The organism is Microbacterium aerolatum, assembly GCF_007988825.1.
Classification (GTDB): Bacteria; Actinomycetota; Actinomycetes; order Actinomycetales; family Microbacteriaceae; genus Microbacterium; species Microbacterium aerolatum.
This window is the reverse complement of record NZ_BJUW01000021.1, coordinates 1-15,174: the sequence shown is the minus strand read 5'-3', so window position 1 is coordinate 15,174 and position 15,174 is coordinate 1. Positions and strand designations below refer to the sequence as shown.

General features: G+C 68.8%; 11 protein-coding genes. 7 read left to right on the top strand and 4 right to left on the bottom strand.

Translation table 11 applies throughout. From position 1 onward, the window contains the following. Positions 1-8 precede the first annotated feature (8 nt). Both MAE01_RS15225 and MAE01_RS15220 read left to right on the top strand, forming a co-directional pair. Entirely contained in the window at positions 9-296 is a 288-nt protein-coding gene (locus tag MAE01_RS15225; protein WP_147040845.1) for an Rv1322 family protein, read from the top strand. Between the two features lie 2 nt (positions 297-298). After that, positions 299-1,012: an alpha/beta hydrolase gene (locus MAE01_RS15220; protein ID WP_147040888.1), complete on the top strand. Its 714-nt coding sequence runs from the start codon at positions 299-301 to the stop codon at positions 1,010-1,012. On the opposite strand, the gene MAE01_RS15215 is transcribed toward MAE01_RS15220, so the two are convergent. Further along, a complete protein-coding gene (locus MAE01_RS15215) occupies positions 1,013-2,068 on the bottom strand; it encodes an AI-2E family transporter (RefSeq protein ID WP_147040843.1) in 1,056 nt (351 codons plus the stop codon). It abuts the gene before it with no gap. A gap of 177 nt (positions 2,069-2,245) precedes the next feature. Here MAE01_RS15215 and MAE01_RS15210 point away from each other — a divergent pair, with 177 nt between their 5' ends. Both MAE01_RS15210 and MAE01_RS15205 read left to right on the top strand, forming a co-directional pair. Further along, positions 2,246-4,114: a DUF8094 domain-containing protein gene (locus tag MAE01_RS15210; RefSeq protein WP_147040841.1), complete on the top strand. Its 1,869-nt coding sequence runs from the start codon at positions 2,246-2,248 to the stop codon at positions 4,112-4,114. Next, positions 4,111-5,055, top strand: coding sequence for a tetratricopeptide repeat protein (locus tag MAE01_RS15205; RefSeq protein ID WP_147040839.1), 945 nt, complete (start codon positions 4,111-4,113; stop codon positions 5,053-5,055). Before MAE01_RS15210 ends, MAE01_RS15205 begins: the two co-directional genes overlap by 4 nt. On the opposite strand, the gene glgB is transcribed toward MAE01_RS15205, so the two are convergent. The 3 genes from glgB to glgX are packed head-to-tail and all read right to left on the bottom strand — an operon-like array spanning position 5,052 to position 11,419. Further along, positions 5,052-7,241 (bottom strand): 1,4-alpha-glucan branching protein GlgB, encoded by a 2,190-nt coding sequence (gene glgB / locus MAE01_RS15200; RefSeq protein ID WP_147040837.1) that lies wholly within the window; start codon positions 7,239-7,241, stop codon positions 5,052-5,054. The genes MAE01_RS15205 and glgB overlap by 4 nt on opposite strands. Then, the gene (locus MAE01_RS15195) at positions 7,238-9,307 is read right to left on the bottom strand and encodes an alpha-1,4-glucan--maltose-1-phosphate maltosyltransferase (RefSeq protein ID WP_147040835.1); all 2,070 of its coding nucleotides are present in this window, start codon (positions 9,305-9,307) and stop codon (positions 7,238-7,240) included. The genes glgB and MAE01_RS15195 overlap by 4 nt, the downstream gene beginning before the upstream one ends. Before the next feature lie 48 nt (positions 9,308-9,355). Then, a complete protein-coding gene (gene glgX, locus MAE01_RS15190) occupies positions 9,356-11,419 on the bottom strand; it encodes a glycogen debranching protein GlgX (RefSeq protein WP_147040833.1) in 2,064 nt (687 codons plus the stop codon). Between the two features lie 40 nt (positions 11,420-11,459). Here glgX and MAE01_RS15185 point away from each other — a divergent pair, with 40 nt between their 5' ends. The 3 genes from MAE01_RS15185 to MAE01_RS15175 all read left to right on the top strand — a co-directional run. Continuing rightward, positions 11,460-12,635: a cysteine desulfurase family protein gene (locus tag MAE01_RS15185; protein WP_147040831.1), complete on the top strand. Its 1,176-nt coding sequence runs from the start codon at positions 11,460-11,462 to the stop codon at positions 12,633-12,635. Between the two features lie 9 nt (positions 12,636-12,644). Beyond that, a complete protein-coding gene (mnmA, locus tag MAE01_RS15180; protein ID WP_147040829.1) occupies positions 12,645-13,742 on the top strand; it encodes a tRNA 2-thiouridine(34) synthase MnmA in 1,098 nt (365 codons plus the stop codon). 237 nt (positions 13,743-13,979) lie between these two features. After that, on the top strand, positions 13,980-15,174 hold a 1,195-nt coding region (locus MAE01_RS15175), incomplete at its 3' end, for a DNA ligase LigA-related protein (protein WP_503826055.1).

Sequence of the window (15,174 nt, the reverse complement as noted above, 5' to 3'; positions counted from 1 at the left end):
GCACCGCCATGCCACGCTCGAACCGCAGGCGTCAGGAGCACTCGGACGCTGATGACTCCTTCCAGCGCCTGCTAACGGGCTGGAAGCGCAGCGAGACACGGCAGGGCCGCGAATGGACCGTGCAGCCCGTGTCGGCGCGGCAGGCGCTCAAGGAGTACACCTGCCCCGGCTGCCGCGGCGTGATCGCACCCGGCACGGCGCATCAGGTGGTCTGGCGCGCCGACGGCGTTCTCGGCGATGCGGCCGACCTCGCCGCGCGCAGGCACTGGCACACGCACTGCTGGAAGGTGGCGTGAGCGTGGAGATCCGCGGTCCGCTCGAGCTTCCCGCCCGCCGGGAGGATGTCGAACTGACCACCGCCGACGGTCTTGTGCTGGTCGGCGAACTCGCCGTGCCCGAGTCGGCCACGCCCGTCGCAACGCTCGTGACACTGCATCCGCTGCCCACCGCCGGCGGGTACATGGACTCGCACATCCTGCGCAAGGCAGCGGCGCGCCTGCCTGCTCTGGCTGATCTGGCCGTGCTGCGATTCAACACGCGCGGGACGACGTCGCCGCGCGGCACGAGCGACGGGCAGTTCGACGGGGGACTGGGCGAGCGGTTCGACGTCGCCGCCGCGATGTCGCTCGTGCGCGAGCGCGGGCTGCCGCGTCCGTGGCTGCTCGGCTGGTCGTTCGGCACTGAACTCGCCCTGAAGTACGGTCAGGAGCACGACGTGGAGGGGATCATCCTTCTCTCGCCACCGTTGCACCGTGCGACAGCCGACGAGGTCGCTGCCTGGGCGGAGGACCCGCGGCGTGTCATCGCGCTGATCCCGGAGTTCGACGATTATCTCCGTCCGGCCGAGGCGCAGGAGAGGTTCGCGGCGATCCCGGACATCACGCTGATCGACGTGGAAGGCGGCAGGCACCTCTGGGTCGGCGAGACGCAAACGCGTCGCGTGCTCACCGAGATCGTCGCGGCTGTGAACCCCGACGCCCTGCCGTTGTCGAAGGAGTGGCCCGCGTCCTGATCACCGCTCGTTCATCCGCGGGATGAGCACCTGACGGTAGATGATCAGGATGCTGGCGGCGACCGGGATCGCGATCAGTGCGCCGAGCAGCCCGAGCAGCGAACCTCCGGCCAGCGCGGCCACGACGACCACGGCACCGGGAACGGACACCGCACGGCTCATGATGCGCGGCGAGATGACGTACGCCTCGATCTGCATGTAGATCAGGTAGTAGATTCCGGCGGCCAGCGCGATGCCGGGCGCCCCGAGCCCGGGGATCAGGCACACCAGGACGATGATGGTCGAGCCGGTGAGGGTGCCCACCAGCGGGATCAGCGAGAAGAAGAACGCGATGACGGCGAGGACGGCGGGGAACGGCGCGCCGATGATGCTCAGGTAGATCGCGCTGAGCACGCCGTTGACCACGCCCAGGGTGACCTGGCCCATGACGTAGTAGCCGACGGAGTCGGTGATCTGCTCGGACAGGTCGACGAAGCGCGGGCGCTTGGATGCCGGCACCAACTGGTAGACGGCACGCTTGAGCGATGGCGTGGACGCCGTGAGGTAGATCGTGAGGATCAGCACGATGAAGGCGCCGAACAGACCCGTCACGATCGCCGTTCCGACGGTGACGACACTCTCGGTGATGGTGGTCCAGTTGTCGTTCAGCCAGTCCATCGCGTTGGTGAACAGATCGTCGACGAAGCTGGGCTGCAGACCGGGGAAGGTCGCGGTGATCCATTCCTTGACATCGTCGAGGCGGGTGCTCTGGAGGAAGATCGTGATCTGCTTCACGAGCTGTCCGATCTGATCGATCAGGACCGGCAGCACGATCAGCACGATGCCGGCGAACACGCCGAGCACGGCGACGAGGGCGATCAGCACTGCCAGCCACCGCGGCAGCTTGTGGCGCTCGAGGAAGGAGATGACCGGATCCAGACCGAGGCTGATGAACAGTGCCGTGCCGACGTAGAGCAGCACAGTCGACAGCGACTGGATGCTGCCGATCAGCAGGATGCCGAGGCCCACGCCGAGCGTGGCGACCAGCGCCGTGCGGAACGGATTGTGCAGCTTCATCGGCTCTCCTCGGGAAGAATGTTCTCAGGGTAGTCGGCGCATGGCTGCATGATCCGCCGACCTGCCGGAAAGGCCGGCCGAAAGGGCCCTGATAGTCAACACTCAGCCTGTTTCGCTAGTCTGAAACGTCGAGCGGAGACCTGGATGACGCGTCCGGGTCACGTAAGGAGTCTTTTCGTGCGTTTCGTGTGGGCCGTCGTGGCCTTCGTCCTGGCCACGCTTCTCATCGGAGCGGGCATCGCTCAGCGAACCATCTTCATGGGCCCGTCCGCCCAGCAGGTGGAGCTCAGCGTCGAGGAGCCGACCCCGTATCTGCTGGTGGACGGCGCAGTGCTGCGCGAGAACCCCGGGCAGCAGACCCTGCTGGTCCGCGGCGACGGCGACATCTTCGCCGCCTACGGCCGTACGGCCGATCTCGAGGCATGGCTCTCGGATGCCACCTACACCTCGATCGACCTCGACGATGGTTCGCCGACGAGCACTGTCGTCGAGCCGGAGGTGTCATCGGAGGACGGCGAGACCGGCTCAGCCGAGGAGAGCGGACGCAACCCTGCGGGTTCGGACCTCTGGCTGGACTCCTTCAGCGAGCAGGATCAGCTGATCACCGACATGCAGCTGCCGGAGGGTATGAGCGTGCTCATCGCCAAGGACGGCACCGAGGCAGCCCCTGACGACATCGTCGTGTCGTGGCCGCTGGACACCTCGACGCCGCTGGTCGGGCCGCTGATCGCCGCCGGTGGTGCGGTGCTGCTGTTCGGGCTCGTCATGTACGTGCTCGCGATCCGTCACCAGCGCCGCGGGCGCGGTCCGCGTCGCAAGGGGCCGGGCCCGATGCCCGCGACGGAGCCGATCGACCTGTCTGTCGAGCCAGCGCCGGTGCGCGAGGCGCTCGAGCCGCAGGCCGCGCAAGCGGGAGACGAGAAGACTGAAGAGCCGACGGAATCCAAGCCGGACAAGAGCGAGCGCCGTGCCCTCGGAACGCGGCGACGCCTTCTCGTGCTCCCGGCGCTCGGCGTGGCGGGCCTGATGTTCGCGGGCTGCTCCAGCGACTCCTGGCCGCAGCTGGGCGAGGCATCGCCGACGCCGTCCCCGACGCAGACGGTCATCACCCCCGAGAACCAGAAGCCGCCGGCCGTCACCGAGGCCCAGGCTTCCCGCATCCTTCAGAACATCGCGAAGACGCTCGAAGAAGCCGACACGGAGATGGACATCGACCTCGCCGCCACGCGACTCGACGGCACCGCGCTCAGCGCGCGCTCCACCGACTACGAGCTGCGCGCCACCCTCAAGGACCGCGCCATGCCGGCGGCGATCCCGACCGAGGCCATCGAGGTGCTGCTGCCGCAGGCCACCGACACCTGGCCGCGCACCGTGCTGGTTCTGAGCAAGAGCAAGAGTGACGACACGGTTCCGCCGGTCATCCTCACCATGACCCAGGCCGACCCGTGGTCGAACTACAAGGTCACGAACATGGCTGAGATGCAGGCATCCACCGAGGTGCCGCAGCTCGCGCCGGCGTGGCTCGGTACGAGCCTCATAACCGAGAAGGCATCCGCGTTCCTCGCGCTCTCGCCGGACGAGCTCGCCAGCGCGTTCGCCGACGTGGTCGATGCGGGGGAGAAGAGCGAGTTCCGCTCCGCGTTCGACCCGGTGACGATCGCGCTGGCGGACTCCATCACGGAGAGCCGGAAGGCGGTCACCCAGGGGCTGGCGGACAACGGAGCCGCCGAGACGTCCAAGGCCGCGTTCGACATCGCCGCGAACGATGAGCCGCCCGTCGCGCTCGCGACTCTGGACAGCGGCGCGATCGTCGCCGTGTCGCTCGTCGACAGCGAGACGATCACGCCGACCACGAGCGATGCCGTGATCCGGTTCGGCGAGAACGAAGAGGCGAAGACGCTCACCGGCGTCGAGGAGGCGTCGAAGGGCGTCAAGACGACCTACGGCCTGCAGCTGTTCTTCTCCGTGCCCAGCCAGGGCTCCACCGAGCAGGTGCGCCTGCTCGCCGTGCACCAGGACATTCTCGATGTGGAAGTGATCAAGTGAGCGATATCTCGGCAGCAGCCCTCCGCGGTGCTGTGGACCTGTCCACCCTGCGCAACCGTCCGGCCGCACCCGCAGACGCCGGCCAGATGCCGGCCGGAGGCGATGCGCCCGCCCAGGGCGGTTTCGTGGTCGACGTGACGGATGCCACGTTCGGGCAGATCCTCGAGCTCTCCCGCACGGTGCCGATCATCGTCGACCTGTGGGCCGAATGGTGCGGACCGTGCAAGCAGCTCAGCCCGATCCTCGAGAAGGTCGTGAACGAGCTCGGCGGCCGTGTCGTCCTCGCGAAGGTCGACGTCGACGCCAACCCGCAGCTCGCGCAGAGCTTCCGTGCGCAGTCGATCCCCATGGTGGTCGCGCTGATCGCCGGGCAGCCCGTGCCGATGTTCACCGGCGCGGTCCCCGAGGAGCAGGTGCGCCAGGTCATCGACCAGCTGCTCCAGGTCGCGGCGCAGAACGGCGTCACGGGCACGGTGGGCGGAGAGCAGGAGCCGGCCGCCGAGGGCGAGCAGGAGCAGGAGAAGCCGCTTCCGCCGTTGCACGCCGAAGCCTTCGCCGCGATCGAGAAGGGCGATTACGCCTCGGCGATCACGGCGTACGAGAAGGCTCTCGCCGAGAACCCGCGCGACGAGGACGCTCGAGCTGGACTCGGTCAGGTGCGGCTGCTCGATCGGGTGCAGGACCTCGACCTGCAGGAGGCGCGGGCCGCGGCCGCAGCGAACCCGCAGGACGTGCAGGCGCAGTTCGCGGTGGCGGACCTCGACATCTCCGGCGGCCACGTCGACGACGCCTTCGGGCGTCTGCTCGACCTGTTCGCGGTGCTGCCCTCCGAGGAGCGCGCGCCCGTGCGAGAGCGCCTCGTCGAACTGTTCGGCCTGATCGGCGCAGACGACCCGCGCGTCGCGGCGGCCCGGAACCGGCTGTCGTCGCTGCTGTTCTAGTCTCTAGTCCCTGAGCGGTGGCGCAGCCACAGAGTTGCCAGCGGCGGCAGCGTGATCATGGTTCGCGGGATGCCGTGATCCTCTGAGGCGTGGGCTGCCACGCGGCCGTAGTTGCCGATGCCGGCGCCGCCGTACTCCACGGCGTCGGTGTTGAGGATCTCCTCCCAGACACCGGCCACCGGAACGTCGAGTTCGAGGTTCGGGCGTTCAACACCCGCGAAGTTGCTGATGACGATGACGCGGCCGCCGTGCAGGTCTCGCCGCTCGAACGCGATCACGTTCGGGTCCCATTGCGGCGCGCCCAGGCGCCGGAAGCGCGTGCTGTCGCCGTCCCGCTCCCACAGCGGTGCAGTGCCGCGGTACACGCCGTTCATCGCCCCGACGAACCGCTGCAGCTGCGCGTGCGATGGCTGGTCGAGCAGCCACCAGTCCAACGGGCGGCTCTCCGACCACTCTGCGATCTGCCCGAACTCCTGGCCCATGAACAGCAGGTTCTTCCCCGGGTGCCCCCACATGTAGGCCAGATACGCGCGCACGTTCGCGAGCTTGTGGGCGTGATCGCCGGGCATCTTCGACAGCAGGCTGCCTTTGCCGTGCACGACCTCGTCATGGCTGATCGGCAGCAGGTAGTTCTCGCCGAAGGCGTACACGAACGAGAACGTCATCTCGCCCTCGTGGTGCGCGCGGTACATCGGGTCGCGCGAGATGTACTGCAGCGAGTCGTTCATCCACCCCATGTTCCATTTGAAGCCGAAACCCAGCCCCGCCTGATCCGTGCGCGCGGTGACGCCGGGGAAGCTCGTGGACTCCTCGGCGATCATCACGACGCCCGGGTGCGTGCGGTATGCCGTGGCGTTCACCTCCTGCAGGAAGCGGATCGCCTCGAGGTTCTCCCGACCGCCATGGACATTCGGCTCCCACTCGCCCTCGCGACGGGAGTAGTCCAGGTAGAGCATCGAGGCGACGGCATCCACCCTCAGCCCGTCCACGTGGAACTCCTCGAACCAGTAGAGGGCGTTCGCGACGAGGAATCCGCGCACCTCGGGGCGGCCGTAGTCGAAGATCAACGTGCCCCAGTCCTGGTGCTCGCCGCGTCGCGGATCGGGATGCTCGTACACGGGACGTCCGTCGAAGCGCGCGAGCGCGAACTCGTCCTTGGGGAAGTGGCCAGGGACCCAGTCGAGGAGCACGCCGATGCCGGCCTGGTGCAGCCGGTCGATCAGGTAGCGCAGATCGTCCGGATTGCCGAACCGGGCGGTAGGGGCGTAGTAGCCGCTCACCTGGTATCCCCACGACCCGCCGAATGGATGCTCCGCCAGCGGCATGAACTCGACGTGCGTGAAGCCGGTCTCTGTCACATGGGCGATCAGCGGGTCGGCGACCTCGCGATAACCCAGCCCGCCGCGCCACGACCCGAGGTGCACCTCGTAGATGCTCATCGGCTGCGCGACCGCGTGGGTCGCCGCCCGGCGGGTCATCCACGCGCCGTCCTTCCAGCTGTACGCAGAGAACGGCACGATCGAGGCCGTCTCCGGCGGCACCTGCGTGCGCTGCGCCATCGGGTCGGCCTTGACGATCCAGCGATCCTCTGGGGTGAGGATCTCGTACTTGTAGACGGTGCCGGGGGAGACCCCGGGGATGAACAGCTCCCACACGCCGCTCGATCCCATCGAGCGCATGGCGTGGCCTTCGCCGTTCCAGCCGTTGTGATCGCCGACGACCCGGACCGCCTGCGCGTTCGGCGCCCAGACGGCGAACGCCACCCCGATCTCGCCGTCGACCAGGTGGGCGCCGGCGCCGAGCACCTCCCACAGGCGCTCGTGTCTGCCCTCGCCGATCAGGTGCAGATCCAATTCGCCGACGGTCGGCAGGTGACGATACGGATCGCCCTTGAGTTGCTCCGTCCCGTCTTCGTACACGGTGGCGATGCGATATGGCACCGGTGCTCCCGCGTGCTCTCCCTGCCATATGCCGTGCGCGGCATGCTCCAGGGGGATTCGCGTGCCGTCGGCCAGGATAGCCGTGACGCTCTCGGCGAGCGGCCGGCGCGCGCGGATCGTCGTGCGGGTGCGGCCTGCGGCATCCGACGTCGGGTGAGGGCCGAGGACGTCGTGGGGCGCGTGATACGACCCGGCGGCGACGGCGGCCCACTCGACTGGGATGGCTGTCTTCTGCGGAGTGCTCATTTTCGGGCCTTCACGTGGAGGATGTGCACGGGTTCGGCGAACGCGTCCAGGCGGACATAGTCGTGATCCGACCAGGTCCAGGTCTCGCCGGTGACGAGGTCCTCGACGTCGAAGGGCTCTCCGGGCTCCACGTCCCACACCCGGGTGTCGAGGTGCACAGTGGTCTCGCGCACGGAGTGCGGATCGACGTTGGCCACGACGATGACGGTGTCGGACTCACCATCGGGGGTGAACGCTCCGTCGAGGTGCTTCGAGTAGACCAGGATGCCGTCGTCGTCGCTCCAGTGCACCGAGAGGTTGCGCAGCTGACGCAGCGCGGGGTGGGTACGGCGGATCTCATTGAGGCGCCGCAGGTAGGGCGCGAGCGAGTCGCCGGCCGCCTCGGCCGCCGCGAAGTCGCGGAGTTTGTACTCGTATTTCTCGTTGTCGATGTTCTCCTCTGAACCCGGCCGCGCCACGTTCTCGAACAGCTCGTACCCCGCGTACACCCCGTACGTCGGAGCCGCGGTGGCCGCGATCGCCGCTCGCACCTTGTAGGCGGCGCGCCCGCCGAACTGCAGGTACTCGGTGAGGATGTCCGGGGTGTTGACGAACAGGTTCGGGCGCAGATAGTCCGCCGTCTCGGTGGCGAGTCCGGTCAGGAACTCCTCCAATTCGCGCTTCGTGTTCCGCCAGGCGAAGTACGTGTAACTCTGCTGGAATCCGACCGCTGCGAGCCCGCGAAGGGGAGCCGGCCGGGTGAAGGCTTCGGCGAGGAAAACCACGTCGGGGTCGGCTGCCGTGACCTTCGCTATCAGCCACTCCCAGAACTGCAGGGGCTTGGTGTGCGGATTGTCGACCCGGAAGATCTTGACCCCCTGTGCGATCCAATGGGTCACGACTCGCAGCACCTCTTCGCGGAGCCCATCCGGGTCGCCGTCGAAGTTCAGCGGATAGATGTCCTGATACTTCTTCGGCGGGTTCTCGGCGTATGCGATGGTGCCGTCCGGGAGCGTGGTGAACCACTCCGGATGCTCGGCGACCCACGGATGATCGGGGGAGGCCTGCAGTGCCAGATCCAGCGCGACTTCGATCCCGGCCTTGCGCGCCTGGCGGACGAATGCACGGAAGTCGGCGAGCGTGCCGAGATCCGGATGCACGGCATCGTGCCCGCCCTCGGCGGCGCCGATGGCCCACGGCGAACCGGGATCGGCGGGGCCGGCGTTCAGGGTGTTGTTCGGTCCCTTGCGGTGCGTGCGCCCGATGGGGTGGATCGGCGGAAGGTAGAGCACGTCGAAGCCCATGTCGGCGACGCGGGCGAGATGCTTCGCCGCAGTGCGGAACGTGCCGCTGGTGACCGTGCCGTCTCTGTTCCGCCTGGCACCCTCGGAACGCGGGAAGAACTCGTACCAGGCCCCGACGCCCGCGCTCGCGCGCTCCACGACGATCGTCTGTTCGGAGGTCTCGGCCGACAGCGACATCAGCGGCCGGTCGGCGAACAGCGCGGCGAGCTCGGGGTCGGTCGCGACGGCCAGGGCGTCGGCGGCATCCGCTTCGTCGAGTCGAGCTGCCAGCGTCTTCAGCGCTGCGCGCTGCTTCGTGGGGCGGTGCGTGTCGGCGGCGGCACGGGCGAGCAGTTCGGCGCCGAGAGCAGCCATCACCGCCACATCGACACCGGCGGCGATCTTGATGGATGCTGCATGCGCCCAGGTCGCGAAGTCGTCCGCGAACGCCTCGAAACGGTAGTGCCAGGTGCCCTGCGCATCCAGCGCGATATCGGCCCGCCAGCGGTCGCTGCCGTCTTGCATCGGGGTCAGCCTGTGCAGTGAGGTCGTCCCGTCGGGAGCCGCGAGGCGGACATGCGCGCCGATGCGGTCATGCCCCTCGCGGAACGCGACGACGCTGAAGGGAACGACCTCGCCGGCGAACGCCTTCGCGCGGAATCCGCCCGGCACCGAAGGCCTGGGATCGGCGAGAGGGATGCGTCCGGTTCTCGTGTCGGATGCCCCAGAGCCGGCCGGTGGCCGCAGCGGAATCTGTGCGGGACTTCGAAGCGCCGCGGGAAGACTGCCGGAACGTGCTGCCACACCCCGAATGTACCCTGCCGTCGTGCCGGGCAGAACCCAGCGGCGCGGCTATTCGACGCGGAACAGCCGCATCGAGGTACCGGGCATCGGCAGCACGTCGCCGGGGGCGTACTCCTCTGCCTCGACGCCCGGTCGCTCATCCGCGCTCGACCACAGGGAGACGAACTTCACAGCCCCCTCGATGGATGCGGGCAGCGTGATGTCGATGGGAGATTCGGTGCCGTGCACGATCAGCAGGATGCGGTTGATCCGTTCATCCACCGGTGTGGATGCCGCGACGTACTGCAGAGTGCGGTTGCCGGGATCGTTCCACTGCGAGTCCTCCATCATCTCGCCGAGCTGGTTGTACCAGTCCATGACAGAGGCGTTCGGGGTGTGCACGTCGCGTCGAGCGTAGCGGCGGGGGCGCAGCGCCGCGTTCTCGCTGCGCAGCCGCGTCAGGGTCGCCACGTGCGCGCGCAGGTCCTCCTGCCACGGCTCGTGCTCCCAGTTCACCCAGGTGAGAGCGGAGTCGTGCGCGTAGGCGTTGTTGTTGCCGCGCTGCGTGCGCCCCGCTTCGTCGCCCGCCGTGAGCATGGGTATCCCGGCGGAGAGCATGAGGGTGCCGAGCAGATTGCGCATGGCCTTCCGGCGGGCCGCGTTGATCGCGGCGTCGTGCGTCGGTCCCTCCACGCCGTGATTGAACGCGCGGTTGGTGTCGGCGCCGTCGCGGTTGTCCTCGCCGTTGGCCTCGTTGTGCTTGACGTCGTACGAGACGAGGTCGTGCAGGGTGAAACCGTCATGCGCCGTGACGAAGTTGATGCTGGCGAGCGGACCGCGCTCCTTGCTGAACGTGTTCGATGAGCCGGCCAGTCGCGTGGCGAAGCCGCCGATGCCCACCGGAGCCGACGCGCGTCGCGCGTAGTCGATGTCGCTGAGCCAGAAATTGCGGACGCGGTCCCGGTAGCGGTCGTTCCACTCGTGCCAGCCGTCCGGGAAGTTGCCGGTCTGCCAGCCGCCCATCCCGACGTCCCAGGGTTCGGCGATGAGCTTGACGTCCTTCAGCGCCGGATCGTCGCGGACCGCCGTGAGCAGCGGATGCTCACGGGAGTACTCGTGGTTGCCATCGCGGCCGAGCGCGGCCGCGAGATCGAAGCGGAAGCCGTCGATCTGCATCTCCTGCGCCCAGTACCGGAGCGAATCGAGGACCAGTCGGGCCCCGGCATCCATCGCCGTGTTCAGCGTGTTGCCGACGCCGGTGGTGTCGATGTACGCGCCGTCCGCCTGCTGACGGTAGTAACTGGCGTTGTCGATGCCGCGCAGGCTCGAGCGCGGGCCGCCGATGCCCTCTTCCGAGGTGTGGTTGTACACGACGTCGAGGATCACTTCGAGGCCCGCCTCGTGCAACAGTTTCACCATGCCCTTGAACTCTGCGAGCACGGCCTCCGGACCCTGTTTGCGGGCCTCCTCGGTGGCGTACGCGGTGTGCGGGGTGAAGAAGTTGAGCGTGTTGTAACCCCAGTAGTTCGTGAGTCCGCGATCGAGCAGCCGCGGTTCTGAGACGAACGCGTGCACGGGGAGCAGCTCGATCGCCGTGATGCCGAGCGACTGGAAGTGCTCGATCATCGCGGGGTGGGCGAGACCGGCATAGGTTCCGTGCAGGGCGGGCGGCACATCGGGGTGGCGCTTGGTCAGGCCCTTCAGATGCGCTTCGTAGATGATCGTGCGGTCCAGCGGCACGCGCGGCTTCTCCACGCCGCCCCAGTCGAAGCCGTCCTCGATCACGACCGATCGCCACTCCTCATAGCCGTCGCCCTGCGCGAGGCCACGGGCGTACGGATCGAGCAGCAGCGTCTCGGGGTTGAAGGTGTTACCCGGTCCGTGCGGGCCGCCGACGCGCAGCGCGTACCGCGTGCCCGGCTGCAGCAGCGGGGTCGTCGCCTCCCAGACGTCTCCGGGGCCGCGCTCCAGATCGGCCTCCTCGGTCACCCAGTCCAGGTCGGTCTCGTCGAACACCACGAGCTCGACGGATGAGGCGTTCTTCGACCACACGCGCAGCGTCGCCACCCCGTCGTGCAGCCTTACGCCGAGGTCGTCGAGGGCAGCGCCTCCCGGCGCGGTGAAGGTGGGCATGAGTACAGCGTAGAGCGCGAAAATGCGCGAGCATTGAGGGATGCGGTTCTATCTCGACCATGCGGCCACGACGCCGCTTCGCCCTGAGGCTCGGGAGGCCTGGCTGGCGGCGTCCGATGTCGTCGGCAACGCCTCGTCCACTCACGGCGCAGGTCAGGATGCCCGGCGACTGCTCGAGGACTCCAGAGAGCGCATCGCCGAGGTGCTCGGAAGCGATCCGATCGAGGTCGTGCTGACCTCCGGCGGCACGGAGTCGATCAACACCGCGCTGCGGGGCCTGTGGACTTCGCGCGCGGCGGATGCCGATACGGTCGTCCTTCCTGACGGCGAGCACCACGCGACCATGGACACGGTCGCCGCGCTCGCCTCTGACGGTGCGGCCGTACGTGCCGTGGCGTTGTCCGGGACCGGGCGCATCGAGCCGGAGATCTTCCGCGCAGCCTTGCCCGGTGCAGCCCTCGCGACTGCCCTGGTCGCGAACAACGAGGTCGGCACGGTGAACGATGCCCCCGCGCTTTCCGCTGCGGCTGCTCACTCCGGCGTGCCGCTGCATCTGGATGCCGTGGCGGCTCTCGGCCACGTTCCGCTGTCGTTCCGCGAGCTGCGCGGGGATGCCGCGGCGGGAGCGGGCCTGGTGGCCATGAGCGTCGCGGGGCACAAGATCGGGGCCCCGGTCGGGGTGGGCGCTCTGGTCGTCGCTCGCACGGCGAAGATGGTGCCGCTGCTGCACGGCGGTGCGCAGCAGCGCGGCCTGCGCGCGGGTACCCAGGATGTGCCGGGCGCCGCGGCCTTCGCGGCGGCGCTGTCGGCAGCCGAGGACGAGCGCGAGGCGGAGGCCGCGCGGCTGCGCGCCCTGCGCGACCGGCTGATCAGCGGCATCCGCTCTGCAGTTCCCCTGGCGCGACTGCTCGGCGATCCGGTCGACCGTCTGCCGGGCAACGCGCATTTCCTCTTCCCCGGGGCGGTGGGGGAGAGCCTGCTGTTCCTGCTCGATGTGGCAGGGGTGGCGGCATCCACCGGCTCGGCCTGTCAGGCCGGGGTAGCCGAGCCCTCGCACGTCGTGATGGCGATGGGCGGCAGCGAGCAGGACGCGCGCAGCGTGCTGCGGTTCACCCTCGGGCGCACGTCGACAGACGCGGATGTGGATGCCGTGCTCACGGCGATCGCGGACGCGTATGCTCGGGCATCCGGATCTCGCACAGCCCAGCGCTCGTAGACTGGACGCATGCGGATTCTTGCGGCAATGAGCGGTGGCGTCGATTCCGCCGTCGCGGCTGCGCGTGCCGTGGAGGCGGGGCACGACGTGACCGGCGTGCACCTCGCGCTCTCGAGGGCTGGTGGAACCCTCCGCACCGGGAGCCGCGGCTGCTGCACGATCGAGGACGCCATGGACGCTCGGCGTGCATCGGACATGCTCGGCATCCCGTTCTATGTATGGGACTTCTCGGAGCGCTTCCGCGACGACGTGATCGATGACTTCATCGCCGAGTACCAGGCCGGGCGCACGCCGAACCCGTGCATGCGGTGCAACGAGAAGATCAAATTCGCAGCCCTCCTGGAGCGGGCGATCGAGCTCGGCTTCGACGCGGTGTGCACCGGCCACTACGCCACGCTCGTGGACGGCGACGGCGGGCTCGAGCTGCACCGCGCATCGGACAACGCCAAGGACCAGTCCTACGTGCTCGGCGTGCTCACGGCCGAGCAGCTCGCGCACACCTACTTCCCGCTCGGGGAGACGCCGTCGAAGGCGCTCGTGCGCGCGGAGGCCGCCGAGCGCGGGCTGAGCGTCGCGCAGAAGCCCGACAGCCACGACATCTGCTTCATCCCCGATGGCGACACCCGCGGCTGGCTGGCCGAGAAGGTCGGTGCCGAGCAGGGCGAGATCCTCGATCGGAACGGCGAGGTCGTCGGCTCGCACGATGGCGCGCACGCCTTCACGGTCGGGCAGCGGCGTGGGCTGCGCCTCGGGGTGCCGGCGCCTGATGGCAAGCCGCGCTTCGTGCTCGAGGTGCGCCCGGTGTCCAACACGGTCGTCGTCGGTCCCAAGGAGGCCCTCGCGATCGGAGAGATCTCGGGCGAGCGGCACTCCTGGGCGGGCGCCGCCCCGACAGCGTCGGAGTTCGCGTGCGAGGTGCAGATCCGCGCGCACTCGGAGCCGGTTCCCGCACATGCCACGGTGTCCGCCACCGGTGTCGTCGTGGTGCCCGAGGTGCCGCTGGACGGCGTCGCACCCGGTCAGACGGCCGTGCTCTACGTGGGGACCCGCGTGCTCGGCCAGTTCACGATCGACCGCACGGTCTCCGCGGTGCCCGTCGACGCTTGAGCTCTCTGAGCTGACTCTCACAGGTCGTTGAGCGAAGGCGCGCAGCGCCGCCCGGCTGGGTTCCCTTCGCGGGTCGTTGAGCGAAGGCGCGCAGCGCCACCCGGGTGGGTCCGTTTCGCGGGTCGTTGAGCGAAGGCGCGCAGCGCCGCAGTCGAAACGGGGTGAGCGAGCGCAGCGAGTCGAAGCCTCCTCCTGCGCAACCCCGCGGATGTCCCCACCCGCTCGTAGACTGACATGGTGCCGGAGAACATCTCGTTGGAAGACGCCCGCGCCGAGGCTGAAGAGCTGACGACGCGCATCCTCGAAGCCAAGGACGCGTACTACGGTCGCGACACCTCGCTCGTCGACGACGCGACCTATGACGGCTGGATGCACCGGCTCGAGGAGCTCGAGCGGCTGCACCCCGAGCTGCAGGGTCAGGACTCGCCGACACAGATGGTGGGTGCCGCGCAGGCGACGGGCCTCGCGACGATTGAGCACGCAGAGCGGATGCTGAGCCTCGACAACGTCTTCTCGATCGACGAGCTGCGGGACTGGGCGGCGAAGACCCGCGCGGCAGCGGGGCGCGATGTCGCCTGGCTGACCGAGCTGAAGATCGACGGCTTGGCGATCAACCTGCGGTATGAGAACGGCGTTCTCACCTCCGCTGCGACCCGCGGCGACGGCCGTGTCGGTGAGATCGTGACCGAGAACGCGCTGCGTCTGGCAGACATCCCCGAGCGCCTGAGCGGCGAAGGGCATCCCGCGATCGTCGAAGTGCGCGGCGAGGTGTTCATCCCGGTCGCGGCGTTCGAGCGCCTCAACGCCGCCCAGGCGGACTTCCGCGAGCGGGCGTACGCCGATGCGCTGTCCCGGTGGGAGGCCAGAGGCGGCGCGAAGCGGCCCTTCGAGGAGGAGAAGGCACGCAGTGCGGCCGCCCGCCGCTTCCCCGCGTTCGCGAATCCCCGCAATGCGGCCAGTGGCGGACTCCGCCAGCAGATCGAAAAGAAGGACGGTCTCGAGCTCGAGGCAGGACTGCTGCGGATCGAATCGCTGTCGCTGTACGTCCACGGCATCGGGGCGTGGTCGAACCCGCCGGTCGCAGCGCAGAGCGAGGTGTACGAGCTGCTGTCGTCGTGGGGGCTGCCGACCAGCCCGCACTCGAAGGTCTGCCACTCGATCGACGAGGTCACGGAGTTCGTGGCGCACTTCGGTGAGCATCGGCACGACATAGAGCACGAGCTCGACGGCATCGTCGTGAAGGTCGACGAGCTCGCGCTGCACGACGAACTCGGCATCACCTCACGCGCTCCGCGCTGGGCGATCGCCTACAAGTACCCGCCGGAGGAGGTGCAGACTACGCTGCTCGACATCGTGGTGTCGGTCGGCCGCACCGGGCGGGCGACGCCGTTCGCCGTGATGGCGCCTGCGCACGTCGCCGGATCTGTGGTGC

Coding starts and splice junctions, on each gene's coding strand:
- MAE01_RS15185 (WP_147040831.1), top strand. CDS start 11,460: ATGCGGTTCTATCTCGACCATGCGGCCACGACGCCGCTTCGCCCTGAG.
- MAE01_RS15215 (WP_147040843.1), bottom strand. CDS start 2,068: ATGAAGCTGCACAATCCGTTCCGCACGGCGCTGGTCGCCACGCTCGGC.
- glgB (WP_147040837.1), bottom strand. CDS start 7,241: ATGAGCACTCCGCAGAAGACAGCCATCCCAGTCGAGTGGGCCGCCGTC.
- MAE01_RS15225 (WP_147040845.1), top strand. CDS start 9: ATGCCACGCTCGAACCGCAGGCGTCAGGAGCACTCGGACGCTGATGAC.
- mnmA (WP_147040829.1), top strand. CDS start 12,645: ATGCGGATTCTTGCGGCAATGAGCGGTGGCGTCGATTCCGCCGTCGCG.
- glgX (WP_147040833.1), bottom strand. CDS start 11,419: ATGCCCACCTTCACCGCGCCGGGAGGCGCTGCCCTCGACGACCTCGGC.